The 24248-nt window shown below is 63.5% G+C and carries 24 protein-coding genes and 1 tRNA gene; 13 read left to right on the top strand and 12 right to left on the bottom strand.

Annotation, left to right across the window (positions count from 1 at the left end):
• Positions 1 to 160 precede the first annotated feature (160 nt).
• Positions 161 to 1651, bottom strand: coding sequence for a M48 family metalloprotease (locus tag BLS26_RS15330; protein WP_157676703.1), 1491 nt, complete (start codon positions 1649 to 1651; stop codon positions 161 to 163).
• Between the two features lie 19 nt (positions 1652 to 1670).
• Entirely contained in the window at positions 1671 to 2447 is a 777-nt protein-coding gene (locus BLS26_RS15325) for a thermonuclease family protein (protein ID WP_172804610.1), read from the bottom strand.
• Positions 2448 to 2529: 82 nt separating this feature from the next.
• Between BLS26_RS15325 and BLS26_RS15320 the strand changes: the two genes are divergently transcribed.
• The 4 genes from BLS26_RS15320 to BLS26_RS15305 all read left to right on the top strand — a co-directional run bounded on the left by BLS26_RS15320 (position 2530) and on the right by BLS26_RS15305 (position 6076).
• Positions 2530 to 2943: a VOC family protein gene (locus BLS26_RS15320; protein ID WP_092512418.1), complete on the top strand. Its 414-nt coding sequence runs from the start codon at positions 2530 to 2532 to the stop codon at positions 2941 to 2943.
• Positions 2944 to 3181: 238 nt separating this feature from the next.
• A complete protein-coding gene (locus BLS26_RS15315) occupies positions 3182 to 4387 on the top strand; it encodes an ABC transporter substrate-binding protein (protein WP_092512417.1) in 1206 nt (401 codons plus the stop codon).
• 127 nt (positions 4388 to 4514) lie between these two features.
• Positions 4515 to 5309 carry an enoyl-CoA hydratase gene (locus BLS26_RS15310; RefSeq protein ID WP_092512415.1) on the top strand — a complete coding sequence of 265 codons (795 nt, stop codon included), beginning with the start codon at positions 4515 to 4517 and terminating at the stop codon, positions 5307 to 5309.
• Positions 5310 to 5311: 2 nt separating this feature from the next.
• Entirely contained in the window at positions 5312 to 6076 is a 765-nt protein-coding gene (locus BLS26_RS15305) for a hypothetical protein (protein ID WP_172804609.1), read from the top strand.
• Between the two features lie 26 nt (positions 6077 to 6102).
• On the opposite strand, the gene BLS26_RS15300 is transcribed toward BLS26_RS15305, so the two are convergent.
• The 4 genes from BLS26_RS15300 to BLS26_RS15285 form a co-directional block, all read right to left on the bottom strand.
• The gene (locus BLS26_RS15300) at positions 6103 to 7743 is read right to left on the bottom strand and encodes a hypothetical protein (RefSeq protein ID WP_157676458.1); all 1641 of its coding nucleotides are present in this window, start codon (positions 7741 to 7743) and stop codon (positions 6103 to 6105) included.
• 267 nt (positions 7744 to 8010) lie between these two features.
• On the bottom strand, positions 8011 to 8811 hold the full coding sequence (locus BLS26_RS15295) for an enoyl-CoA hydratase/isomerase family protein (RefSeq protein ID WP_092512409.1): 801 nt from the start codon (positions 8809 to 8811) through the stop codon (positions 8011 to 8013).
• A gap of 17 nt (positions 8812 to 8828) precedes the next feature.
• On the bottom strand, positions 8829 to 9989 hold the full coding sequence (locus tag BLS26_RS15290; RefSeq protein WP_092512407.1) for an acyl-CoA dehydrogenase family protein: 1161 nt from the start codon (positions 9987 to 9989) through the stop codon (positions 8829 to 8831).
• 39 nt (positions 9990 to 10028) lie between these two features.
• Positions 10029 to 11096, bottom strand: coding sequence for an acyl-CoA dehydrogenase family protein (locus tag BLS26_RS15285; protein WP_092518086.1), 1068 nt, complete (start codon positions 11094 to 11096; stop codon positions 10029 to 10031).
• A 310-nt stretch (positions 11097 to 11406) separates the two neighbouring features.
• Here BLS26_RS15285 and BLS26_RS15280 point away from each other — a divergent pair, with 310 nt between their 5' ends.
• Entirely contained in the window at positions 11407 to 12189 is a 783-nt protein-coding gene (locus BLS26_RS15280; RefSeq protein ID WP_092512405.1) for an SDR family NAD(P)-dependent oxidoreductase, read from the top strand.
• 97 nt (positions 12190 to 12286) lie between these two features.
• Here the strand turns inward: BLS26_RS15280 and BLS26_RS15275 are convergent, their stop codons facing one another.
• Positions 12287 to 12562 (bottom strand): GlsB/YeaQ/YmgE family stress response membrane protein, encoded by a 276-nt coding sequence (locus BLS26_RS15275; protein WP_092512403.1) that lies wholly within the window; start codon positions 12560 to 12562, stop codon positions 12287 to 12289.
• Between the two features lie 70 nt (positions 12563 to 12632).
• A complete protein-coding gene (locus BLS26_RS15270; RefSeq protein ID WP_092512401.1) occupies positions 12633 to 13223 on the bottom strand; it encodes a YidB family protein in 591 nt (196 codons plus the stop codon).
• 170 nt (positions 13224 to 13393) lie between these two features.
• Between BLS26_RS15270 and BLS26_RS15265 the strand changes: the two genes are divergently transcribed.
• Positions 13394 to 14401: a 2-dehydropantoate 2-reductase gene (locus BLS26_RS15265; RefSeq protein WP_092512399.1), complete on the top strand. Its 1008-nt coding sequence runs from the start codon at positions 13394 to 13396 to the stop codon at positions 14399 to 14401.
• A 67-nt stretch (positions 14402 to 14468) separates the two neighbouring features.
• A complete protein-coding gene (locus BLS26_RS15260) occupies positions 14469 to 14687 on the top strand; it encodes a hypothetical protein (protein ID WP_092512397.1) in 219 nt (72 codons plus the stop codon).
• 132 nt (positions 14688 to 14819) lie between these two features.
• Here BLS26_RS15260 and BLS26_RS15255 read toward each other — a convergent pair whose 3' ends face one another.
• Positions 14820 to 15431 (bottom strand): hypothetical protein, encoded by a 612-nt coding sequence (locus BLS26_RS15255; protein WP_092518085.1) that lies wholly within the window; start codon positions 15429 to 15431, stop codon positions 14820 to 14822.
• A 392-nt stretch (positions 15432 to 15823) separates the two neighbouring features.
• Here BLS26_RS15255 and BLS26_RS15250 point away from each other — a divergent pair, with 392 nt between their 5' ends.
• Complete coding sequence (locus BLS26_RS15250) at positions 15824 to 16333, top strand: hypothetical protein (protein ID WP_092512395.1); 510 nt, start codon at positions 15824 to 15826, stop codon at positions 16331 to 16333.
• Between the two features lie 128 nt (positions 16334 to 16461).
• Positions 16462 to 16538, top strand: a tRNA-Arg gene (locus tag BLS26_RS15245).
• 116 nt (positions 16539 to 16654) lie between these two features.
• On the opposite strand, the gene BLS26_RS15240 is transcribed toward BLS26_RS15245, so the two are convergent.
• The 3 genes from BLS26_RS15240 to BLS26_RS15230 are packed head-to-tail and all read right to left on the bottom strand — an operon-like array spanning position 16655 to position 18343.
• Positions 16655 to 16891: a hypothetical protein gene (locus BLS26_RS15240; protein WP_157676457.1), complete on the bottom strand. Its 237-nt coding sequence runs from the start codon at positions 16889 to 16891 to the stop codon at positions 16655 to 16657.
• Positions 16892 to 16916: 25 nt separating this feature from the next.
• Positions 16917 to 17456, bottom strand: a complete 540-nt coding sequence (locus BLS26_RS15235) for a DUF2147 domain-containing protein (protein ID WP_092512391.1) — start codon at positions 17454 to 17456, stop codon at positions 16917 to 16919.
• On the bottom strand, positions 17453 to 18343 hold the full coding sequence (locus BLS26_RS15230; protein ID WP_092512389.1) for a DUF3313 domain-containing protein: 891 nt from the start codon (positions 18341 to 18343) through the stop codon (positions 17453 to 17455). Before BLS26_RS15230 ends, BLS26_RS15235 begins: the two co-directional genes overlap by 4 nt.
• A 164-nt stretch (positions 18344 to 18507) precedes the next feature.
• Between BLS26_RS15230 and BLS26_RS15225 the strand changes: the two genes are divergently transcribed.
• From BLS26_RS15225 to BLS26_RS15210, 4 genes are all read left to right on the top strand, one after another.
• Positions 18508 to 19170 (top strand): TetR/AcrR family transcriptional regulator, encoded by a 663-nt coding sequence (locus tag BLS26_RS15225; RefSeq protein ID WP_092512387.1) that lies wholly within the window; start codon positions 18508 to 18510, stop codon positions 19168 to 19170.
• A gap of 218 nt (positions 19171 to 19388) precedes the next feature.
• Positions 19389 to 21590, top strand: a complete 2202-nt coding sequence (locus tag BLS26_RS15220) for a hypothetical protein (protein WP_092512385.1) — start codon at positions 19389 to 19391, stop codon at positions 21588 to 21590.
• 71 nt (positions 21591 to 21661) lie between these two features.
• Positions 21662 to 22138, top strand: a complete 477-nt coding sequence (locus tag BLS26_RS15215; RefSeq protein WP_157676456.1) for a hypothetical protein — start codon at positions 21662 to 21664, stop codon at positions 22136 to 22138.
• A gap of 192 nt (positions 22139 to 22330) precedes the next feature.
• Entirely contained in the window at positions 22331 to 24187 is a 1857-nt protein-coding gene (locus tag BLS26_RS15210) for a phospholipase C (RefSeq protein ID WP_092512381.1), read from the top strand.
• Positions 24188 to 24248: the final 61 nt, after the last annotated feature.

Below are 24248 nucleotides of genomic sequence, written 5' to 3'. Positions count from 1 at the left end.
ATGTTGGGCATCGGTCTCCCTCCTCGTCATTGCCTGCAACAAACGCGAAGCGTTTGTGCAAGGGAGCACAGCGACGAAGCAATCCATTCTTCCTTTGCGCCGCAAGATGGATTGCTTCGCTTCGCTCGCAATGACGGCCAGAAGCGACGACAGGTGAAAATCAATCCACCACGATCTTGACGCGATCGCGTGTCTTCACCTGCGCGTGCTGGTCCAGGCCGTTGAGAACCCGGAACCGTTCGGCGGGGCGATCGACGCCGGCCATGCGGTGGGCGAGGGATTCCACGGTGTCGCCGGGCTGAACGGTGATGACTTTTATGCGCAACGGCCGGGCGGCCTGGATTTCCTCGAGCGTCAGGCGGCGGAACGAGTTGACGGTTTCGCGCGCGTTGCGCTCGCTCTCGGTGGACTTCTGCCTGGCGGCGAAGATGAAGCGGTAGACGTCGCTGCCGAAGCGCAGCGCGTAGACCTTGAACTGCCAGTTGTCGCCATGCGCGGTCGCCGATGCCGCGGGGAAGCCGTTGATGGTGATGTCTTCGGTCGAGGCCTTCTCGACGCCTTCCATCCAGCCGGAGTTGAGGTATTCGCCGAGCGACTGCTCGGCCGGCACCCGCACCACGTCGAAGCGCATCGCCTGCGTGCCGCCCTCGCGCACGCCGATCACGGCCTGCGCGGTGTTGTCCAGCGTGAAGGTGTCGGGCGCCTGGAAGGTGAAGCCGAGTTTCGGATGCAGGAAACGACGCCCGCGCACGAAACCTTCGCTGGGGTCCTCGCCATAGACGATGTTGTCGATCGCGGCCAGATAGGTTTCGCGGTCGCGCTCGCCGCCCTCGGGCGAAGTATATTGCCGCGCGCTGGCCTGCGCGTTCTGCACCCGCTCGGGCGTCGCCGGATGCGACGACAAAAAGTCCTGCGCGCGCGGATCGAGCGAGGTCTTGCCGGCCTTCAGCGCCGCATTGCGTTCCATCGAGGACAGGAAGCGCGCCGCGCCGTAGGGGTCGAAATGCGCCTTCGCCGAAAGGCCGACGCCGATGCCGTCGGCCTCGAACTCCTGCGCGCGCGAGAAGCTCGCCATCGTCAGTTTTGTTTTCGCCAGCGCCAGCGCGGTAAGATCCGGATCGTTGCCCATGTCGGTGACGACGCGTGTCACCACCGCCGCCTGCCGGGCCTGGTCCTCGCGGATCGAGGCGTGTTTTGCCAGCACATGCGCCATCTCATGAGACAGTACCGAGGACAATTCCGAGGTGTCGCTGGCGAGCGCGATCAGGCCGCGCGTCACATAGAGCTGGCCGGTCGGCAGCGCGAACGCGTTCACCGCGCCCGAATTGAGGATCGTCACCTTGTAGGCCTGGTCCGGGCGATCGGACGCCGCGACCAGGCGGTCGACGGTTTTGCCGATCAGCGCTTCCAGCTTCGGATCGTCATAGGCGCCGCCATAGGAGGACAGGATGCGCTCATGCTCGCGCTCGCTGGCGGGCGTCTGCGCCACGGTGCGGTTCGGCTTGACCGGCGAGATGGCCGAAGCGGGCGCCGCCGTCTCGAACCGGCCGATATTGCCGCAGGCCGAAAGCGTGAACGCGGCGCACAACAAGGCCGACGCAGCCAAAAAGCCGCGCCCCGCTCCTCGCTCGCGATGTCCCGCACACTCCATCACGTCAGCCAATCGTGATCTATTTTCCGTCGAGTATTTCGATCTGCCCCACCCGGAGCACCTCAATCCGTGGTCCTCCCCGCGACGAGACAAAGCCGCGGACACGAATCCTTCGATTTTCGAGGGACTTAGGCGACAGCCCGGCCGCCTCGAACGCCGGGATCATGCGCCTTGAAATAGTCGCAGCAAAGTCCTGTGTCCAGTTCCGTCCGAAATTCAGGTAGGTCACGGAACCTGCCTGCCTGACGGACAAAACCTTGCCCTCGGCCACCGTAAAACGCCCAATCCCGGCCAAAATATCGCCCGGACTTTCCGTGTTTTTTATGGCCGTGGGGGCGGACCAGATTCCTATTTTGGCCTGGACGGCAGAGCCCTCGGCGGCGGCCAGGGTTCCCGCGCAATCCCGGTCGGCCACATCGGCCGCAAATAAGGCTTCGCCGCGGCGCAGCAATTCACTTTGCACCGAGGTCTCTGTGCCCTTCGCAAACACAAAGGCGGTCTGGCGGCCGTAGCGATCCGGCGTGTCGTCGTCGCCGTGCAGCGTCACGTCGCGCCCGCCGATCACAGCCGCCAGCGCAGCAGCGCCTTTTGCCTTGTCGGTGCCGGCAGGCTCGATCCCGGCCAAGCGGATCTCGCGGCCGTCGTCGAGGCGAAAGCTGCGCGCGTCGATCACGGCGGCGACATGGCCTTCGCCCTGGGCGGCGAACAGGCATCCGGCGGCGTGCGCCTGCCCGAACGCGAACAGCACCAGATACGCCGCGACAGACATCCGGCACTGCAATGCCACCCCGGTCATGACGCCACTCGCAATCCCATCCGTTGCTGTATGCTTGCGATCAACGGCATTGCTAACCGAAAAAGCCGCGCAGGGGGAGACAATGGAAATCAATGGTGTCGCGCATATTTTCCTGACCGCCTCGAATTTCGAACACTCGCGGGAGTTCTACCGCAAGCTGCTGCCGTTTCTCGGGCTGACGCCGGTGATCGATACCGAAACGACGTATTACTGCGTCGGCGGCCGCACCGCGGTCGGCATCAGCGCGCCGTCGCCCGAGCACGCCGGTGCAGCCTTCGAGCAGAAGCGCGTCGGCTTGCATCACCTGTGCTTTCGCGCCCGCGAGCGCACCGACATCGACGAGCTGCATTCGTTTTTGGTGACGCTCGGCACCGCCATCATTCGCGCGCCGCGCGAGGACCAATGGGCGCCAGGATATTACTCGATCCTGTTCGAGGATCCCGATGGCATCCGGCTCGAGCTCAATCACGTGCCGGGGAAGGGGTTGTTGAGCTAATTCATCCTCGTCATGCCCGGCCTTGTGCCGGGCATCCACGACTTCTCTTGCCGACGAAAAGCAAGCCGTGGATGCCCGGGTCAAGCCCGGGCATGACGTGGAGAGAGTCATTCCGCTTAGCGGAAAAACACGGTTCGCGCGCACCACCTTCGCGCCTTGCCGCTCTGAATGCCATGCGGCATGATCCCGCCGGAATTCAAGCTGCAGGCAATGCGGCGAGTCATAAAGGGAGGCCTCGATGAAACGGGTTGTCACGGGCATTTTCGCCGCCGCCTTGGCGATGTCGGCGACCTCGGCACTGGCGCAGGCCAAGCCGCCGCTCAAGCTCGGCGGCATTCTGGATATGTCGAGCCTTTACGCCGACATTACCGGGCCGGGTTCCGAGATGGCCGCCAAGATGGCGGCCGAAGATTTTGGCGGCGAAGTGCTCGGTCGCAAGATCGAGATCATCGCGGCCGATCACCAGAACAAGGCGGATCTCGCCGCCAACATTGCCCGCGACATGCTCGACAACCAGGGCGTCGAGATGATCTTCGACGTCGCGGCATCCGCCACCGCGCTTGCGGCCGGCGAGATCGCGAAGGCGCGCAACAAGATCATCATGTTCAACGGGCCCGGTTCGATCCGGCTTTCCAACGAAGCCTGCGGCCCCTACACCGTGCATTACGTGTTCGATACGTTCGGGCAGGCCAATGTGACCGGTCTTGCCGCCGTCAAGAGCGGGCTGGATAGCTGGTTCTTCCTGACCGCCGACTATGCTTTCGGTCAGGATCTCGAAAAGGACACCGCCAACGTGGTGACCAAGTCCGGCGGCAAGGTGCTGGGCAGCGTGCGCCATCCGCTCAACACCTCCGACTTCTCCTCTTTCCTGCTGCAGGCGCAGGCTTCCAAGGCCAAGGTGATCGGGCTCGCCAATGCCGGCGGCGATACCGTCAACGCCATCAAGCAGGCGGCCGAGTTCGGGCTGATGAAGGGCGGCCAGAAGGTAGCCCCCTTGCTCGTCTTCGTTACCGATATCGACAGCATCGGTCTCGAAACCGCGCAGGGGCTGTTGCTGTCGGAAGCCTTTTACTGGGACCTCAACGACGACACCCGCGCGTTCTCAAAGCGCTTCATGGAGCGCATCAAGCGGGTGCCGACCTCGGCGCAAGCCGGCGTCTATTCGTCGGTGACGCATTACCTCAAGGCGGTGAAGGCCGCAGGCACCACCGATTCCGCCGCGGTCATGAAGATCATGAAGGATACCCCGGTCAACGACATGTTCGCCAAGAACGGCCGGATTCGTGAAGACGGCCGCATGGTGCACGACATGTACCTGTTCGAGGTCAAGAAGCCCGCCGAGTCCAAGGCGCGCTGGGACGACTACAAGCTGCTCGCGACCATTCCCGGCAACGAGGCGTTCCAGTCGCTGGAACTGTCGCGTTGTCCGCTGGTGAAGAAATAGACGCTGCTTCCCGTCATTGCGAGCGAAGCGAAGCAATCCATCTTACGGCGTAAAGAAAGAGTGGATTGCTTCGTCGCTTCGCTCCTCGCAATGACGAACTCAACTGACAAACCAGAAAGCAAAAAACATGAGCGCAAACGAAATCGTTCTGCAGAATCTCGACAAGGGCCTGCTCACCATCACCATGAATCGCCCTGACCGGCGCAACGCGCTCAATCCGGACATGACGCTCGGGCTGGTGGCGGCGGCGCGACGGGCGGCGGAGGATCATGAGGTGCGCGCGGTGCTGCTCAAGGGCGCCGGCGGTACCTTCTGCGTCGGCGGCGACGTCAAGTCGATGGCGGAGGGCCGGGCGCCGTTGCCGTTCGAAGCCAAGATGGTGAACTTGCGCCGCGGCATGGAAGTGTCGCGCATCCTGCACCAGATGGCGAAGCCTGTGGTGGCGCAGGTCGACGGCGCTGCTGCCGGCGCCGGGCTCTCGATCGCGCTGTCCTGCGACCTGCGCGTCGCCAGCGCCTCCTGCAAGATCACCACCGCCTTTGCCAAGGTCGGTCTCTCCGGCGACTACGGCGGGACCTACTTCCTCACCAAGCTGCTCGGCAGCGCCAAGGCGCGCGAGCTCTATCTGTTGTCGCCGGTGTTGACGGCGCAGGAGGCGCTCGCGCTCGGCATGGTGACCAAGGTCGTCCCCGACGCCGAAGTCGAAGCGGCCGCGCATGAGCTCGCGATGTCGCTGGCGCAGGGGCCGTCGGTGACGCTCGGCTACATCAAGCGTAACATCAACAATGCCGAGACCATGTCGCTGGAAGAATGTTTTGACGGCGAGGCGATTCATCACTCGCGTTCCGGCGAGACCGCCGACCACAAGGAAGCGGCGAAGGCGTTCGTCGAAAAGCGCAAGCCTGCCTTCCAGGGCCATTGACCATGGCCTCGTACCTCAGGCTGCGTCAGATCTGCCTGGTGGCGCCGCATTTGGAGCCCGTGATCTCGGACATATCCGCGATCATGGGCCTCAAGGTTTGCTACCGCGACGGCAACGTCGCCAAATACGGCCTGGAAAACGCGCTGCTGCCGGTCGATACCATTCTGGTGGAAGTGGTGGCGCCGACCCAGGGCGGCACCGCGGCGGGGCGTTTCCTCGACAAGACCGGCGGTCGCGGCGGCTACATGGCGATCTTCTGCTGCGACGATCCCGATGCGCGCGGCAAGCACGCCAACGGCATCGGCGTGCGCACCGCCAACGTGATCACGCACGCGCCCTATCACGGCGTGCAACTGCACCCGCGCGACTGCCGTGCCGCCTTCATCGAGTTCAACCACACCGAAGGCAGCGACGATATTCTGGGCGTCTATCCGCCGGCCGGTCCCGACTGGCAAAAATCGATCCGCAACGACGTGACGCAGGCACTGACGGATGTCGAGATGCAGAGCCCGGACCCGCAAGGGTTGGCGGAGCACTGGGGCAAGATCACCGGCATTGCCGTCAGCAAGGGTAGTGGTGGCGAGCCCGAACTGAAGCTGCCCAATGCCAGCTTCCGGTTCGTCAAGGGCGCCAGCGACCTGATGAGCGGACTGACGTTCAGGGTCGCCGATATTGCCAAGGTGCGCGATGCGGCCAAGGCGAAGGGCTGCGCGGTCTCGAGCGACGGCTTCGATCTCTGTGGTGTGACGTTCCGTCTGACGGCGTAAGGCCTGCGCCTTGCGACGCCGTGCCGTCACACCAGATGAAAGTCCATGACCTCATAGCCGGCGAACTGGGGCAGGGCCGCGGACGGACCCACGTTGATCGCAACCTTGTCGGTGTCGGTCAGGACGCCGCCGGCGCCCTTTCCGCCATTGTCATTGCTGGTCATGGTCAGCGTGTCGGTGCCGAAGAATCCATAATGGCTGGTATAGACGACGTTGTTGCCGAGCGTGGCATCGACCTGCGCGACGCTGCCGACCAGGGTCACCGTGCCGGTCCCGCTGCCGCTGACCGAGGTGCCGCCGGCGGCGGTCAATGCCAGCGTGCCGTGATCGACATGCAGTGTCGTGGTCAGGGTATTGGCGTCGGGATCGGTCACGGAAAATCCCGCGATCGCAAGGTCGGTATGGTTGAGCGCGTTTTGCGTTCCCGGAACGGTGTTGACCGGCGGTTGGTCGACGTGGTCGAACCGGAACGAGGTCGCGGTTGCGACGGCGGTGGCCGGCGCGGGCTCCTCCATCGTGACCGTGATGGTGTCCGGGCTGGTCGCCGCATAGGTGTGGTTGCCGGCGACCGTGAACGAACCGTTGGACCCCGCGATCGTGCCCACCGACGTGACACCGTCGCCCCAGTCGATCGTCGCCACGAATTCGCTGGCGAGAGCCGCCAGATCGGTGTCGGAGAAGGTCGCGACCGTGACGTTGGTCTGCGCTTGCCCCGCGGGCGCGATCAGCGTGGTGCCATGCGCGGTGAGAAAATCGCTGTCATTGACGACGACGGTCTGGGTAGCGGAGACGGATGTCGCGTCCGAGATGCGGACCACCGTCGCCGTCACATCGAAATTGCCTTCGTCGGCGTAAGTGTGTCCACCTTCGACGGAGAACGATCCGTTCGACCCGGTGATGGTGCCCACCGACGTGACACCGTCGCCCCAGTCGATCGTCGCGGTGAAGCTGCCGGCCGTGTCGGCGTGGTGGCCGTCGATAATATGCGCGACAACCGTGTTGGGGCTTAAAGCCAACCGCTCGGTGGCCGACGCCAGCGATACCTGCGTCGACAGCCCTATCGTCGCGGTGCCGATGGCGACGGTATTGGCGGAGCCATGTACGGGGTCAACCAGCGTCACCGTAATGGTGTCCTGGCCTGCGAATGCGTAGGTATGCGAGTCGGTAACCGCAAAGGATCCGTTCGATCCGGTAACCGTGGCCGCCGTCCGCGTTCCGTCGCCCCAGTCGACCGTTGCGGTGAAGTCGCCCGCCAGCGCCGCGCCGTCGGAATCGGTGAAGGTCGCTACCGTGACATTGGTGAGAGGCGAGCCGGGATCGCCGGACAGCGACGTGCCCTGGGCGGTCAGGACGTCGCTATCGTCGACGGCGACGCTTCCGGAATTATGGATCGATGCGTTGTCCGCCAAACGAACGACGGTTGTGGCCACCGTGAAGTTGCCGTCGCTGGCATAGGTGTGGGTGCCGTCGATCGCGAACGAGCCGTTGGATCCGGTGATCGTACCCACCGTCTGCGTGCCGTCGCCCCAATCGATCGTCGCGGTGAAGCCTGCGGCGGTATCCGCGGCATTGCTGTCGGTGAAGGTCGCAACGGGTACGTTGGATCCCAGCGCCACGCCCTTGGTGGCCGCAGCCAGCACAACGTGGCCTGACAAAATTCCTGCCATCAATCCCTCCACACGCCTGGTGCGAGACTCGGAAGGTTTCGAGACTCAGAAGGTTTCGGATCGGCGGGCCAAAAAACGGCCAGCAGTAACGATGACTAAAATATCAAACGATCAATTCACGCGGATAGGGTCTGCCCACCCGCGCAGCCATCCTAACAGTCAAATGAGACGGCTAGCAAGCCATGCGATTGCGGTTTCATCAGGCGTCACGCCGTTACAGCGTCATCCCGGAACGCCGGGATGACGCGCTGTAACGGCGGAACCGGATCAACGGCCCTTGAAATTCGCGACGCGGCGTTCGGCGGTGGCTTTGACGCCTTCCTTGAAGTCTTCGGTGGCGCGCAGCTTGTTCTGCTCGACCAGTTCGTGGTTGGTCGCGGCGAGCACGCGGTCGGCGAGGCCGGCACGCATGGTGGCGCGGGTCGCGATCAGGCCGAGCGGCGAGCATTCGGCGATCTCATTGGCGAGCTTCATCGCCTCGGCGCGGACCTGGTCCTGCGGCACGCAGAGATTGGCGAGACCCATCCTGGTGGCGTCTTCGCCGGTGATGCGGCGGCTGGTGTAGAAAATCAATTCCGCGTTGTTCTTGCCGACCAGTTCGGGAAGCGTTGCGGTGAGACCAAAGCCCGGATGAAAACCGAGCTTGGTGAAGTTGGCGGCGAAGCGCGCTTCGGGACAGGTGACGCGGAAGTCCGCCGAGACGGCGAGCCCGAAACCGCCGCCGATGGCGGCGCCATGCACCGCCGCGACGATCGGCTTCTTGTTGCGGAAGATGCGCACGGCCTGGACGTAGAGATGGTTGATCGGCAGGTTGGCGGCCGGATCCTTTTTCGACTCCTGCTCCTGCTCCTGGCGCTTCGGATCGGAGAAATCGGCGCCGGCGCAGAACGCCTTGCCCTGGGCGGCGAGCACGCTGGCGCGTATTTCGACGTCCTTGTCGAACTCTTCCAGCGCGTCGGCGATCTGGTTGATCAGCGCGACGTCGAAGAAGTTCAGCGGCGGCTTGCGGATTTCGATCAGGCCGACATGACCGTGCTTCTCGACGCCGATATCAGTGTACTTGCTCATGGTGTTTCCTTTTTGAATTAGCGCAGACCAAGCCCGCGGGCGATAATGCCGCGCAACACTTCGGTGGTGCCGCCCTGGATCGTCAGCTTCGGCGCGGTCTTGATCGCGAACGACAATTGATTTTCCAGCGTCTCGCGGTTGGTGGCGGTTTCCTCGACGAACGCTGCGAGATCGCGCACGCGATGCGGCAACGCCTGTTCCCACACCGTGCCGATGTCCTTGACGATGGAGGCTTCCACCACCGGCTCCTTGCCCGCCTGCAGCATGCCCGCCACCGACACCGACATCCGGCGCATGGTGTGCAACTGCGCCACCAGGCGGCCGATGCCCTCGGCGCTGCGGGTGTCCGGATTTTTGCCGACGGCGCGAACCAGTTCGGTCAGCACGTAATAGGTTTCCAGGAAACGTTCCGGGCCCGAACGTTCATAGGCGAGTTCGCTGGTTGCCTGCTTCCAGGCGCCGTCGACTTCGCCGAGCACGTGATCATCAGGCACGAAATGGTCGGTGAAGACGACTTCGTTGAACTCGTACTGCCCGGTGATCTGGCCGATCGGGTTCACCTCGATGCCCGGCTGCTTCATCTTGACCAGAAATTGCGTCAGGCCGTGGCGGCGGTTTTCCTTGGTTGGCGGCGAGGTGCGGAAGATCGCGATCATGTAGTCGGCGATGTGGGCCGAGGAGGTCCAGATCTTGGTGCCGTTGATCAGATAGCCGCCGTCGGTCTTGGTGGCGCGGGTTTTTGCCGCGAACAGGTCCGAGCCGGAATTCGGCTCAGACATGCCGATCGCAAAGCAGACTTCGCCGCGGCAGATGCGCGGCAGGATGTCCATCTTGATGCTCTCGGGGGCATACTTCAGCAGAACGGGGCCGCTCTGGCGGTCGGCGACGAAGAAGCGCCGCGTCGGCGCGTTGGCAACGCGCATTTCCTCGGTCACGACATAACGCTCGAGGAACGAGCGCTCATGACCGCCATATTTCTTCGGCCAGGTCATGCCGAGCCAGCCCTTGGCGCCGACCTTGCGGGAGAATTCCGGCACGTCGGTGTCTTCGCGGTTCGGCTTGTGCGGATCGAAGGTGCCGGCGGCGATTTCCTCGGCGAGGAACGCGCGCACTTCCTTGCGCAACTGTTCGCATTCGGGCGGCAGGCGGATCGGATCGAAACGGAGGGCTGCGGTCATGGAATGATCTCGACTTCTAGGCGGGCAAACGTGTGTGGATCAGCGCGAGGCGACCAGCGGCCACAACTCGTCGGCGCCGCGGTTCGCGACCAGCTTGCCGAGCTCGACCGCCCAGTAGCTCTCGGAGCCGAAATCATCGCGCCACGCCAGTGCGCGCAGCGAATAACGATGCAGGATGTGCTCGATGGTGAAACCGATCGCGCCATGCACCTGATGGGCGATGCCGCCGCCTTTTTCGGCCGCTTCCGAACAGCGGATCTTTGCAGCCGCGGCTTCGAGGAACACCTCGTCGTTGAACGCGGTCGCGTTGGCGATGGCGTCGGCAGCCGAGGTCGCAGCCGCAAGAGCCGCGGCCGACTCGCCGGCCAGTCGCGCCAGATTGTGCTGCACCGCCTGGAATTTCGAGATCTTCTTCTCGAAGGCGACGCGCTCGTTGGAATAGCGCACGGAAATTTCCAGCATCGCTTCCAGTGCGCCTGCGATCTGCAAGCTACGCGCGACGCCGCCCATCAGCATCAGTTGCGTCTGATCAAAACCATCAGACGCGGGCTTGATCGCGACCGGCTGAACCTTGTCGAGCGTCACGGTATCGGAGTGGTCGCCGCCGAGACCGATGCCGGCGTCAACCCGGCACTTGCCGGCGTCGACCAGCGCGACCTGGAGGCTTCCGTTACCATTGGCTGCCAGCACCGCGATGTGCTTGGCGGCCTTCGCAAACGGCACGCCGCGGGCTTTGCCCGACAGGCTGCCGTCAGCGTTGACGGTGATGCGGTCCTTCGGGCTTGCGGGCACGACCGTCATTTCGCCGTCGGGCGAGGAGACCTTTGCTTGCGCGAGTAGCCAGCCCGCCAGCATGGTTTCAGCGAGCGGCACTGCGACCGCGAAACGTCCGGCGGCGCTCAAGACGCCAAAACCTTCGGCGAGGCTGGCGCCCGAGCCGCCGCAATCTTCCGGTACCCAGGCCAGCGGCAGGCCGGCTTCGGTCAGTGCCTTCCAGAGCGGGGCTTTCCACTTGCCTTCTTTGTCGCGATTGATGGTTTGGGCATCGGCCAGATCAGCGAAAATCTTTTCCGCGGTCTCGGCAACAATGTTCTCACTCTCCGCCACAGCGTTCCTCATTTTGATTGGCACGGTCAGGGCCGGCTCTTCGCCGGTCCCGTCGGGTCGGCTTTTCGCCAGGTCCCGATCGATGTCTCGGTGCGGTCTTTTCTTGCGCTTTATGATGGGCAAAAGCCATAGCCCTGACAAGCGCTCTGCGCAGGCCCACCTGCGGGGGCGGCATGAAGCTCGTCCGGCAAAGAATGAATTCCGTCGAGCGGAACTCGTCGGATTTGCAGGGACTTCGCCGCGCGATATGGTACTCCCCCACCCATCAACGGGCCGTTCAAACAGCTCAAAACAACAAGAGGAAATGCGGATGTCGAAGGATGGCTTGTGCGCGATCGTGACGGGTTCTGCTTCAGGTCTGGGGGCAGCGACCGCGGCTATCCTGGCAAAGGGCGGCGCGCGTATCGTGGTCAATTATTCCAACAGCAAGACCGAGGCCGAAGCGACCGCCGATCTCTGCCGCAAGGCCGGCGCTGAAGTCGTCGTGGTGCAGGGCGACGTCTCGCGCGACGAGGACTGCAAGAAGATCGCGGCGGCGGCCGCCGCGTGGGGCGGTCTCGACGTGCTGATCAACAATGCCGGCACCACCAAGCACGTGCCGCACGGCGATATGGACGGCCTGACGGCGGAAGATTTCCAGCGCATCTACGCGGTGAATACCATCGGCCCGTTCCAGATGATCCGCGCCGCGCGCGCGCAGCTCGAGGCGGGTGCGAAAGCCTCGGGACGGCCGTCCGCCGTGGTCAACATCTCGTCGGTCGCCGGCATCTCGGGCGGCGGTTCGTCGGTCGCTTATGCCGCCAGTAAAGGCGCGCTCAACACCATCACCCAGTCGCTGGCGCGCGCGCTGGCGCCCCTGATCCGCGTCAACACGGTGTGCCCGGGCTATATCGATACGCCCTGGTTCACCAAGGGGCGCGGCGAGGCCGGCGCCAAGGCTGTGCGCGATGCCGTGGTGGCGAAGGTGCCGCTGAAGGTGGCGTCAACCGCCGACGATATCGCGCAACTGGTGTGCTTCCTCGCCTCGCCGGCGTCGAGCAACATGACCGGCGAGTTCGTGCGCATGGATGCGGGAATGCATCTGGTGCTGTGAGGGCGGGACCGCCATTCCGGGGCGATGCGAAAGCATCGAACCCGGAATCTCGAGATCCCGGGTTCGCTTCGCGCCCCGGGATGACGGCCTTCGGCCGTCACTTGTTCATATCGGGAATCACGCCGCGGGCGACCAGCCGGTTCCAGATGAACAGCACGATCAGCGCGCCGACGGTGGCGGTGATGAAGCCGGCGCCCTGGTCGGGACCGTAATGGCCGATCGCCTGGCCGATGAAGGTCGCAAGAAACGCGCCGATGATCCCGAGCACCGTGGTCAGGATGAACCCGCTCGGATTGTTCGGTCCGGGCGAAAGCAGGCGTGCGATAATTCCGGCGACAAAGCCGACGATGATGATCCAGATAATGCCGCTCATGTCTGTCGTCCTTTGCAAGGTGCTGAAGGGTGATGTCGCGCGGCGTTGTCAGCGCCGCGTATTCGCAATGTCAAATCCGGCCCGATATCTCGCTGTCGTTCGGCAACCGTCCGTCCGGCGTCAGATGGTTGACGACGTCGGGCAGATATTTGCTGAGACCGCTCAGCAACTCGTCGCGTGAAAGGCCGCTTTGCGCAGACAGCGATTCGATCTGGTCGGCGCCGAGTGCGTTGGCGAGATCGCCGGGCGCGATCTGCTTGTTGGGGCCGTTGCTGACCCAGGAGTTCGCGGTGTCGCCATGGCCCTTCTGCTGGAATTGATTGAGCAGGTCGCCGAGGCCGCCGCTGAGCACGCTGCCGGCCGCACCACCCGCGAGCAGGCCACCCAATCCGCCCTTGAGGACATCGTTGAGACCGCCGCCGCCGGGCAGGCCGGCGGTGACGTTGCCGGGCAATTGGGGCGGAGCCTGCGTCGGCGCGCTGCCTGACTGGCTGCCGCCGGCTGGCTGGCTGCCGCCGAAATGCTTGACGGCCTTCCAGGCCAGCAGCGCCAGGATCGCCATGGTCATCGGCGACATGCCGCTTTTGTCGTTGGGATCGCTTGGGGCGCTGGGGCCACGCGGGCCGTTCTGCATGCCGTTGAGTACGTCGAGTAAACCCATGGTCGTCTCCTCAAGCCTTACAGCCCCCGCCTGCGAAACATAACGGCGGCCCATGACGCTTACAAGGCGCCGGTTACAAGGCGCGGCTGGAAAGCCCCTCGTACGTTCGATAGGCACCGGCCGGCCGTTCTGCTATCGAGACCTTGTGTCGCAACGGGAATGAATGGGGAATGAATTCGGGCCGCACCATCGGGATTGCCGGGGCCGGCAGCATCGGCTGCTTCGTCGGCGGCATGCTGGCGGCAGATGGCCGCCGTGTCGCGCTGCTGGCGCGACCGCGCGTGATCGGAGAGATCGAGGCGGGCGGCCTGCGGCTGACGAGCTTTGAAGGCGCCGACCAGACCATCGCCGCCAACCGGTTCGCATTGTCGGAAAATCCTTCCATTTTCGGCGATGCCGGCGTGGTGCTGGTCACGGTCAAGAGCGCGGATACCGCCGACATGGCCGATATCATCGCGCGAAACGCACCGCCCGATGTCGTCATCGTCAGCCTGCAGAACGGCATCGGCAATGCCGCCGTGCTGCGCAACCGCTTGCCGGGTCGCCGTGTGCTCGGCGGCATGGTACCGTTCAACGTGGTGGCGGCAGGCCACGGGCGGTTTCATCGCGCGACGTCGGGCGACATTGTCGTCGAGCAGGACGAGGCGCACACGGCAGAAAAGCTGTCGGTGCCCGGCCTGAAAATGCGCCCGACCGACAACATCGACGGCGCGCAGTGGGGCAAGCTGCTGGTCAATCTCAACAACGCGCTCAACGCGCTGGCCAATCTGCCGCTGCGCCGGCAGCTCGCACAGCGGCCGTGGCGCCGCTTGTTCGCCGATCAGATGGCGGAAGGATTGGCAGCGATCCGTGCCGAGGGCATCAGGCCGGTGTCGCCGACGCCGATCCCGGCGCCCTGGATGCCGCCGCTGCTGCGTCTGCCGGACGCGATCTTCGAAGCCTTGCTGGGGCGGACCATGAAGATCGACCCCGAGGCGCGCTCGTCGATGTGGGAAGATCTGCAGCGCGGCCGCCGCACCGAGATCGACTACCTGCAGGGCGTCATCACCGAAATTGCCGAGCGGCGCGGGCTCGACGTGCCGGTATCACGCCGGGTCGTGGAACTGATCCGGCGTGCGGAGCTTGAGGCTAAGGGTTCGCCCGGCCTGACGCCCGAGCAGATACGGGCGACGGATTGATACCAGGCCTTGAAATGGCGCCGATCAGGCGCGAGGCTGATCGGATGCGTCGAACAGGAGAAGCGGCATGAAACGAACGAGTGGAGCGCTGCTGGCTGTTACTGTTATCGCCGGGTGGCTTTCATGGATTCCGGCCCATGCCGCGCCGCCGACGGTGACGCCGTCGCCGGGCTATGACGCGCGTCTGCAAGAACAGCGGGCGGCGACATCGACGGTCCAGCCGGTGGTGGCACCGGTCGTGACGCCGGCTCATCCGCGTCGCGGCAAGAAGACGCCGGCGCATTAACGAGCGCTGCTGTCATGCCCGCGAAAGCGGGCATCCAGTACTCGCCGGCGGAAGTTGTTTTATTCCGTGAAGCTTCAACGATAGGTCCGTGGGTACTGGATTCCCCGCCTGCGCGGGGAATGACAGTTACCCTCAGGACTTCTTCTGCTTGCTCGGCGTCGAGCTGAACAGCTTCTTCAGGTCGTTGATGCTCTCCGAGAGCCGCGGCCAGTCGCAGGAGAACGAACTCCTGGCGCAGTTGGCTGCTCTGACACGTGCGGCCTGTTTGACCGGGCTCGCCACCGGCACCGGTACCTTTGCGGTTTCCGTGCGCGCGGGTTCCTGATCGGACCGCAGCGAGACCTGCTGCACCTGCTGCTGTTGTTGCTTGGCCATCAGCGCCGCGGCAATGCTGTTGCGCCGCTCCCGCTCGAGATAGACGGTGTACTGCTCGTCGATTTTCTTCTGCTCTTCAGGCGTCGGATTGGGACCTGCGATGTCGAAGGTCCGGTCCTGCATGAAATCGTAATAGGTGTAGCCGCCACCGGGCTTGCGGCGGCCGGCGAACTTGGCGTTGCACTCGGCGAGCGACGACGTCTTCTCTTCCTTGGTCTTGGCCTTCTCGGCCGCGTCGGCGCAGGCCTCGAAATCGGCCGGCGCGCTGCGCCACCACTGCGCGTGGGCGCGCACCGGTGTCAGGACGACGAAGGTTCCAATGGCGGCAACAAACAGCGCCGATGGTCGTGAGGCGATCACGGACGGTATTCTCCAGTCGAATTCTCGCGGAACTTGCAAGGGGGAACTTGATTGAGTCGATTGTCATCATTTTGGCGGAGCTTGTCACCCCGGAACCGTCCTGTTTTCCCGCAGGGATGTTTCGCGGATGTGACCGGTGGAATAACATTGTCGCCGCGTCAAAAATTACTGAGTAAATTCAACGGCGAAAGATGCAGCCCCCGCGGGTGCCGCGGCAGATGCCCGATGGCGTTGCTTTCGGCGGAAGGTGCAGCCATGCCACATTGTGGCAACATTCGGTCAATGTCCTTTGCGCAGGGGCGCGCTTGGCGATGGCACGCCGGTCCTGCTAAAGCGCCAGCGTTCGCCGGCAGGCTGGCGGGATACGAGTTCGATCTGGCAATTTCACTGGGAATGTTTCGATGCGGCTTCTGTTTGCGATCGGCTTGACGGGTTTCCTGACCGTTGCTCTGGCGGGCCTGGCGCAGGCCGGCGTCTTCAAGATTCCCGAAGAAGGTGCAAAGGCTGTTACGATCGAGGTACTGGAGACTTGGAATCCCAACGTATCCGATGACACCATCGATACGGCTTCGCCGGATCGCGCGGTGTTCTTCTGGCTCACCGTCGAAAAGGAGGCCGACGCCGCTGCGGTCAAGGCCGAGGCGCTGAAGGCGCTCACCCGCAACGGGCTGAAGATCGATCAGGCCGGCGTCAAGGAAAGCACCAGCGCTTTCGCCGGCATCGACTCGACGGAATGGGTGTATTCGGCGGTCGCCGATAGCGGCCAGTCCCAAACGGTCAAGGTGCGTGCTGTCGCCATCGGCAACAACCGCTTCATCCAGCTCGCGCAATGGGGCCCACAGGCCGCCTTCGACAAGCACGCCGCCGCGCTGACCAAGATTTTCGCTTCGGTGACGGTGGTTGGGAAGTAGCGTCGAACGTGCCCGCAGGATGGGTGGTCGAGCCCGTCATGAGCGACTTTCGGCCGACGGTCCGGGGTAGCGATTCCAGGGGAGCTCTGGTATGGAAACGCGATACCTGCGCTTCTCGCCGGGTTCGCGGTCCCGTAGCTCAGCCGGATAGAGCGACGGTTTCCTAAACCGTAGGTCGCATGTTCGAGTCATGCCGGGATCGCCAATTTCCGTGATGCAAGAAACCCGTAAATGCGGACATCCCCGCTGCGATCACACGCGGCGTAAGGCTTTGGATGCGTATCCATATCAAGAGCGACTAAGGCGCGCTCGTCGCGCGCCTTAGTCGCCCATGAACAGAATATACATATAACTGGCGACAACCGGCAGACAGCCGAGCAGGATTGCGATCCAGAAGCCGGGCTCCCGAACGAAATCATAATCCTTCTCGTCGGTGGTGACGTCCAGGTCTGCCTCGTCGGGCCTTGTCGCCTCGTCCCTGGCGAACAGCGGCGGACGCCGCGCACCTGCGCCATCGGTCCCGCGCCGCGCGTGCCCTGGCTGGCGTCCGTGCGTCAAATCGAGATGTCCGGATGAGCGCACGCTATTTGCCCGCGTTTTCAAACTGGCGCGCCAGCAGTTTGGAGGTTTCGGGAGACGGCGGTACGCGATGCCAGACCTGCGTCTGCCCGAGCATCTCGATGGCGAGATAGCCGCGCACCTGGAGACGCTGACTGTCGGCGCTCAGGTCCATGCGCGCGCGATATTCGGCGCCGTCGCGGGGATTGAGGATCCGCCCGCCTTCATAGGCGAGGCCGGTGCGTTTCATGCCCTTGATGAAGGTGAGGCCCAACACCGGTACGTCCTTCTGCTCGCCCTCACATTTTCCGCAGCGCGTGTCTTCCGGTCTCTCTCCCGGCGTTGGAAACGTCCGCACGATCTGCCCGACATACGTGCCGTTCTGCTCCGCGATCTTGAACCAGCCCTGAGGTCTGCCGGCGTCGTCGCTCAGCTCCCAGATACCTTCGGCGGAGGCCTCGGCCCCTCGCGATCCCGACATGTAAGCCGACACCGACAGCAGGATGAGCGTGGTGAGAAGGCGCTTCAGGGTCGTGAACAGCAGATACGTCACCAGTCGTTTCATTGCGCGGTCGCCCGTTCTGAATTCGTTTCGGGTGTCGAAGGTTCGATCGGCCGGACCTTGACGTCGTAAGCCTTGACGCCGGAATCGGTCCAGCCGGGCGGCAGGCCGAGCCCTTGGCCGGCAAGGCCGGTCAAGCCCGGAAATCGGCCGAACGCCTCGCACGCGACGTATTTCGGCGCGCCGCCGAGCCGCACCGGAAGGCTGTCGATCGGAGGCAGCGACGGCACGCCGCCGAACGGCGATTCCCCCGTCGACACCAGCTTGGAAAAATCCGTCCCGAAGTCCGATGCGAGGTCGTAGGCGTCGCCTTCGTTGGCGACCCGCGGCGAGTTGGTGACGACATTGGCGCCGCGAGCCCAGACCATCGCGGCCTTCTGAAAGCCGGCGAAATCGCGCGCCTCCGCTTCCACCGACAGGCTGCCCAATCCGACAGGCAGCCGCGGTACCGGCACGGGCACCGCTGGAAGCGCAACAGTCTTGATGACCGAGGCTGCTTTGGAAGCGCCGGCCGCGACCGGATCGGTCGGTGTTGCATGGGTCACGGTCGCCTGCACCGTCAGGTCGGCGTCGCCATCGCTGGAGACGATCCGAAACCGCTCGCTCAGTGCAAGGCAGAGTTCGCGGCTGACGGCGTTCGCCACCAGGCTGCGCTCCTTTTCGCTCAGCGGGACGTCGGCGCGCGCAGGAAAGACGGTGGGCACGATCCGGACTGTCTTCGCGGCGAGCAGATCCTTCTTGTTGGCCCGGATCTGCGAGCGCGTGACCAGTCCGTTCGCATCCGACAGTCGATCATAGCTTCGGAGCGAGCCGGCCCGCTCGAGCGGCGCGGTTGCGCACCCCGCGGTTGCCAGCGCAAGCGGTAACAAGGCCGTCCATCTCAGGGGCATGGGTCCATCGCCAGGCGTTAATTTATTAGATAGATAGCTCTAACTATAAATCTCACGGCTTCCATCCACTGTCAACAATAAATAGATTGATCTCTCTATTTTTTGGTTCTGCGAACCGGGCCATTGTGTTAAATAGCCTTGCCGCGAGGGCTGGAGATGCTGCGTTGAGAAAAGTCGACCCCGTCAAGCACGAGCAGAAGCGGCTCGAAATCCTCGGGGCGGCGATACGCTGCTTTACCAAGGATGGCTTCCGCGGCGCCAGCACGACGGACATCTGCGTCGAAGCCGGGATCAGCCCGGGCCACCTCTATCACTACTTCTCGAGCAAGGAGGCGATCATCGAAGCGATGATCGATTTTGGCCTGAAGCGTTCGGCCGAGCGGTTCGAGGCGATCCTGTCCTCTACCGACGTGATGGGGGCGCTGCTCGCGGACGTCGAGGAATACAGCCTGCGGTCCCGGCCCGCCCAGGTTCTCAATCTGGATTCACTGGCCGAAGCCGCCCGAAATCCGGAATTCGCAAAGCTATTCGCGCGGCACAGCGAGGCATTCCGCGGCCTGTGGGCCGACTTCCTGCGCCGCGGGCAAGAGCAGGGGCGTGTCGATCCGGGCCTCGATGTCGAAGCGACGGCCGACATCCTGATCGCCGTCGTCGACGGTGCGCGCGCCCTGACGGTCCGCAACTCGAAGGTCGACGTCAAGCAGCACGCGGAGCATCTGAAGAAGATGCTGGTCCGCTTCCTGCAGCCGCCACAGGCGCAAGCCGCGCCTGTGCGACAACGACCTGCGCGAACCGGCCGTTCGCTGAAGCTCGTCAAGAAGCCATGATGCGGCCGGCCGCAAGCCTTGCAGCTCGCCGGGCACGGTCACTTGGCACGATTGTGTTCTTCCCGCCTCCAACTGGATGCCGCGGGGCGATGGCCAGCGCTGGTGTCATCGCACAGTCGCGCAGCGGTCAATTGCATTTCAAGCGATTGTCATGAGAGGCCGTTAGCTTCTCTACGCACACCAGCTTCCCAATGATTTGACAGACTGAGGAGAGAGCCATGCGTCATTCACGCACTTTCGGCGCGTCAATTCTGTTGCTGCTTAGCGCAGGGCTACTCGTCGGCGGACCGGCGACTGCCCAGGCCGCGTGCGGGCTGCAGTCCGCGGACAATCGCATCAAGCATGTCGTGCATATCCAGTTCGACAACGTCCATCTGCGGCGCGACAACCCCAACGTGCCATCAGACCTCGAACAAATGCCCAATCTGCTCAACTTCATGCAGAACAACGGCGTCGTGAGCGGCAATCATCACACGCCGCTGATTTCGCACACCGCGACCGACATCCTTACCGTGCTGACGGGAGCATACGGCGACCGCATGGGCGTGCCGGTGGCGAACAGCTATGGCTTTTTCCGCAATGACGGTTCCGTCGGCTTCTCCAGCTCGTTCCTGTACTGGACCGCGCTTAGCGCGGACGGCAAGCCGGAACTGGTCAATGAGAACGGCAAGACTTTTCCGGCGCCGTGGGCGCCGTTTACCCGTGCCGGTTGCGATGTCGGCGCCTTCTCGATTGCCAATATGGAATTTGAGAGCCTGCCGGCTGACGTCCGCACCGTATTCGGTGTCGGCTCGCCCGAGGACGTCGCGGTTTCGGCGGCGCTTGCTTTGCCGCGCACACCGGCCAATGCCCCCGCGCGGCAGGCGCCCAACACCGACTATCTCGGCATTGCCGTGCATTGTGCGCCGGACAGCCAGCTCTGCAACAACGGCCACGCGCGCGCCGATGCGCTGCCGGACGAGCCGGGCGGCTATGCCGGTTTCAAGGCGCTGTTCGGCAACGTGAATGTGGCGCCGGCGCTGTGCACGGCGGCACCGGCCGGTTGTGACGGCAGCGGCAACGTCAAGGATACCGACGGCGCGGTCATTGCCGACGCCTACGGCCGTCCCGGCTTCCCCAACGTCTTCAGCCCGACGGCCAAGCAGTCGCTCGGCTATGCCGCGACGATGCTCGAAGCCGGCATCCCCGTCGTCTACGTCTACCTGGCCGACGGCCATGATCGCAATCCGGTGCCGCTCGATCCTGCGACCAACCTGCCGGGTCCGGCGCACGCTTTCGGTGCCGGTGAAGCGGAATACGTTGCGCAGCTGAAGACCTATGACATCGCCTTCGGCAAGTTCTTCGCCCGCCTTGCCGCTCACGGCATCACCAAGGACAATACCTTGTTCGTCGTGACCGCAGACGAGAATGATCATTTCGTCGGCGGCGCACCGAGCCCGGCCAATTGCGATGGCATTCACCTGCCCTGTACCTATGCGAAGATCGGCGAAATCAGCACCTTCCTCGACCGGCTGCTGTTGACGCAGCGGGGCAATACGACGCCCTTTGATATCCACTTCGACGATGCTCCGACCTTCTACATTCACGGCAACCCGGCGCCGACGGATGCGCTGACGCGGACCATGGAGCACGATGTCGACGCACTGCAGGTGACGAACCCGATCACCGGCCGGGTCGAAAAGCTCAATGCTTTTCTGGCGGATCGCGCGGAGATGGGCCTGCTGCACATGATCACGTCGAATCCTGCGCGCTCGCCGAGCTTTACCATGTTCGGCAATCCCGATTACTTCAACACGACGTCGTCGGCGTCGACCGGCCAGGGCAAGGATTGCTCGCAGGCTCCTGCCTGCGTCAGCGAACCTCCCGGCTTCGCCTGGAACCATGGCGACGTGCAGAAGGACATCACGCGCACCTGGATGGGCATGGTCGGGCCCGGCGTCAACCGCTTCGGCCGCAACGACGATGTGTTCTCGGACCACACCGACCTTCGCCCGACCATGATCGCGCTGGCCGGCCTGAAGGACGACTACACCCATGATGGCCGGGTGCTGATCGAGTTCCTCGATGATCGCGCCGTGCCGCGAGCGTTGCGGCGCAACGAGAACTTCCTGGAACTGGCGCAGGCCTACAAGCAACTCAACGCGCCGCTAGGATCGGTGGGGCTGAACAGTCTCCGTTACGCGAACCGGTCAATCCTGAGCGACGATACCGCTTACGGTAAATTCCTCGCAAAGATTGCCGACATTACCGGTCAACGCGACGCGCTGGCGGCCGAGATCAAGCTGCTGTTGGATGCAGCCGCCTTTGGCAATCAACCGATCAACGAGCGCCAGGAGGATCAGTTGGTGCGCCGCGCCCGCGCGATCATCGATGTGGTAGCGGACCTTGCCCACGACCATCGCGACGATGGGCGTCACTGAACAGCGTGCGGCACAGCTCGAACGAAGATAGCGACCCCGCCGGCCCCGCCGGCGGGTTTCTGCGACGCCACGTGGGCCGTGCCGCGCGGCAACGATCGCCGGCACTTCTGCGCCGTCTGCATACGCTTGCGCTCGCATCGGGCTTGCTTCTCGCTGCAGGCGGCAAAGCGGCGCACGCCCAAGTCCAGGTTGGCGGGCAACCCGAGGCGGTCCATATCGAGGCCAGGGACGCTACGCTGCGAGAGGTATTGGACGCGCTGCAAGCGAATTTCGATCTGCGCTATCGCAGCAACGATGCACTCGACACGCGCATAACCGGAACATTCAATGGACCATTGCGGCGGGTCGCGGTGCGCGTGCTGGACGGTTACGATTTTGCGATGAAAATCACGCCTCAATCCATTGACGTTCTGGTGATGCGCCAAAACAAACCCGACGGAAAAGCCGTGGCTGTGTCGGTGCCCGCCCGTGCACCGTCCAGCAGACTGCCCGCGCCGGCGATGACAGCGGCGGAAGCCAATCGATACGAACGTGGGCTAGCCCGGTAGAAATTCACGGGATTTGAGCCGACATGCCGGGCATCTTTCGTGCAAGCCCATTCGCGAGTTCTTCAACAAGACGTCACAAATGCTTCTTTTGGCTGTGACGCGGCTCTGAAAAGTTCCGCACAGCGATTGCTTGGTCGGCACTCGCAGCTCACACCATCTCCCATTCAACTCGTTCATTAGGAGGCATTCTTGATGCGTTTGCCAACAGCCCTAGGTCTGGTTTCCGTCCTGGCCCTCGCGATCGCGGGTGCAGGCGCCGCAGCGGAGGATCGGCACGGCCGAGATTCCGACGACTTTCATCGTGTACCCACCGCAACGCCGATCAAGCATGTCGTCGTGATCTTCCAGGAAAACGTTTCGTTCGATCATTATTTCGGAACCTATCCGAACGCCCTCAATCTGTCCGGCGAGACGCCGTTCAAGTCGTCGCCGCGCACCCGAAGAGTCAACAATCTCGTCAACCCGCTCGATGTGGAACACCATTTCAAGCCGCTCACGGGTGTCGATCTGCTCCACAACAATCCGAACAGCGTCGCCACCAATCCGGTCAATCCGGTCCCCCCGACGACCGGCGGCGTCGCCAACAAGAACGGCAGCAACGCGTCGAATCCGTTCCGGCTGTCGCCCGCCCAGGCGCTGACCTCGGATCAGGGCCACAACGAAAGCCCGGAGGAGAGCGCGTACGACAACGGCCGCATGGACGGCTTCCCTGTCTTCGTCGGATCCGGAGGGACGCCGACCGGCACCGGCAAGTCACTGGTGATGGGCTATTACGACGGCAACACCGTCACCGCGATGTGGAACTACGCCCAGCATTTCTCCTTGAACGACAACAACTACACCACGCAATTCGGCCCATCGACGCCGGGCGCGATCAACCTGATCTCGGGCCAGACCAACGGTTTTGCGGCCACCAAGAACGTGTTCGATCCCGCGGATCCCACGAACCAGACGCTGAAGTTCAAAACCCACGAGGCGTTCGGCGACGCAGCCAAGACTGCCGACAACATCACCGAGATCGGCGACGGTGATCCGCTGCAGGACGTCTGCTCGAATCCTGCTATCGACCAGGTCACGATGGCCGGCAAGAACATCGGCGATCTCCTCAATGCCAAAGGCATCACCTGGGGTTCTTTCATGGGTGGTTTCGACCTGACGGTCGTCAACGCCGATGGCACCACCGGCTGCTTGCGGCACACCAACCCGACCGCACCGGGCACACCCGCGTTCACGTCGGTGGATTACATTCCGCACCACGCCTGGTTCCAGTACTATGCGTCGACCCGGAATCCGACCCACGCCCGCCCGAGTTCGGTCGAGGCCATCGGCCATAGCCTGATCCCGGGTACCAACACGCCGGATCCGGCCAACCACAACTATGACGTCAACGACTTCTTCGCCGCGCTGAACGCGCACAAGCTGCCGGCCGTGAGTTTTCTGAAGGCGGCGGCGTTCGAAGATGGTCATGCCGGATATTCGGACCCGATCGACGAGCAGCATTTCCTGGTGCGGGTCATCAACGCCCTGCAGAAGAGCCCGGATTGGTCGGAAACCGCGGTCATCATCCTCTATGACGACTCCGATGGTTGGTATGACCACCAAATGCCGCCGATCGCCAATCCTTCGTTCAACCCGGCGGTGGATACGCTCAATGGGCCCGGCGTCTGCCAGACGAGCAACGGCTTCCAGCAGGACGAGCCGGTCTTGACCACGCCGCTCAACGGTAACTCCGGGAAGCCGGCGTGGGGACGTTGCGGTTACGGAACGCGGATGCCGCTGTTGGTGGTGTCGCCCTTTGCGAAGCGCAATCACGTCGATCACACCTTGACCGACCAGACCTCGGTGCTTCGCTTCATTGAGGACAACTGGCTCGACGGTCAGCGCATCCAGCGCGGCGGCTCGTTCGATACTATCGCCGGACCGCTCAACAACATGTTCGACTTTGACAACCGCGACGAAGGCGGCCCACGCATGCTGGTGCTTGACGAGAAGACAGGGGCCGTCGTCTCGGCCTCCAGAGACGATGACGACGATCATGGTCGTCATTGATGCGCTGATCGGTTGAGGCGGTATCTTCGCACAAGACCGGTATCCACGCCGGATCGCTTTC

Origin of the sequence: Afipia sp. GAS231, assembly GCF_900103365.1 — a bacterium.
In the GTDB taxonomy this organism is placed as follows: domain Bacteria; phylum Pseudomonadota; class Alphaproteobacteria; order Rhizobiales; family Xanthobacteraceae; genus Bradyrhizobium.
The sequence above is the reverse complement of the archived record's forward strand: the minus strand, read 5'-3'. Positions and strand labels throughout refer to the sequence as shown.

Excerpts from the sequence above, each read along its gene's own strand:
- BLS26_RS15235 (WP_092512391.1), bottom strand. The coding sequence starts at position 17,456 with ATGAAACGACTGGTGACGTATCTGCTGTTCACGACCCTGAAGCGCCTT.
- BLS26_RS15310 (WP_092512415.1), top strand. The coding sequence starts at position 4,515 with ATGAGCGCAAACGAAATCGTTCTGCAGAATCTCGACAAGGGCCTGCTC.
- BLS26_RS15210 (WP_092512381.1), top strand. The coding sequence starts at position 22,331 with ATGCGTTTGCCAACAGCCCTAGGTCTGGTTTCCGTCCTGGCCCTCGCG.
- BLS26_RS15250 (WP_092512395.1), top strand. The coding sequence starts at position 15,824 with ATGCGGCTTCTGTTTGCGATCGGCTTGACGGGTTTCCTGACCGTTGCT.
- BLS26_RS15280 (WP_092512405.1), top strand. The coding sequence starts at position 11,407 with ATGTCGAAGGATGGCTTGTGCGCGATCGTGACGGGTTCTGCTTCAGGT.
- BLS26_RS15265 (WP_092512399.1), top strand. The coding sequence starts at position 13,394 with ATGAATTCGGGCCGCACCATCGGGATTGCCGGGGCCGGCAGCATCGGC.
- BLS26_RS15220 (WP_092512385.1), top strand. The coding sequence starts at position 19,389 with ATGCGTCATTCACGCACTTTCGGCGCGTCAATTCTGTTGCTGCTTAGC.
- BLS26_RS15260 (WP_092512397.1), top strand. The coding sequence starts at position 14,469 with ATGAAACGAACGAGTGGAGCGCTGCTGGCTGTTACTGTTATCGCCGGG.
- BLS26_RS15305 (WP_172804609.1), top strand. The coding sequence starts at position 5,312 with ATGGCCTCGTACCTCAGGCTGCGTCAGATCTGCCTGGTGGCGCCGCAT.
- BLS26_RS15330 (WP_157676703.1), bottom strand. The coding sequence starts at position 1,651 with ATGGAGTGTGCGGGACATCGCGAGCGAGGAGCGGGGCGCGGCTTTTTG.
- BLS26_RS15290 (WP_092512407.1), bottom strand. The coding sequence starts at position 9,989 with ATGACCGCAGCCCTCCGTTTCGATCCGATCCGCCTGCCGCCCGAATGC.
- BLS26_RS15270 (WP_092512401.1), bottom strand. The coding sequence starts at position 13,223 with ATGGGTTTACTCGACGTACTCAACGGCATGCAGAACGGCCCGCGTGGC.
- BLS26_RS15320 (WP_092512418.1), top strand. The coding sequence starts at position 2,530 with ATGGAAATCAATGGTGTCGCGCATATTTTCCTGACCGCCTCGAATTTC.
- BLS26_RS15315 (WP_092512417.1), top strand. The coding sequence starts at position 3,182 with ATGAAACGGGTTGTCACGGGCATTTTCGCCGCCGCCTTGGCGATGTCG.
- BLS26_RS15325 (WP_172804610.1), bottom strand. The coding sequence starts at position 2,447 with ATGACCGGGGTGGCATTGCAGTGCCGGATGTCTGTCGCGGCGTATCTG.
- BLS26_RS15300 (WP_157676458.1), bottom strand. The coding sequence starts at position 7,743 with ATGGCAGGAATTTTGTCAGGCCACGTTGTGCTGGCTGCGGCCACCAAG.
- BLS26_RS15230 (WP_092512389.1), bottom strand. The coding sequence starts at position 18,343 with ATGCCCCTGAGATGGACGGCCTTGTTACCGCTTGCGCTGGCAACCGCG.
- BLS26_RS15295 (WP_092512409.1), bottom strand. The coding sequence starts at position 8,811 with ATGAGCAAGTACACTGATATCGGCGTCGAGAAGCACGGTCATGTCGGC.
- BLS26_RS15275 (WP_092512403.1), bottom strand. The coding sequence starts at position 12,562 with ATGAGCGGCATTATCTGGATCATCATCGTCGGCTTTGTCGCCGGAATT.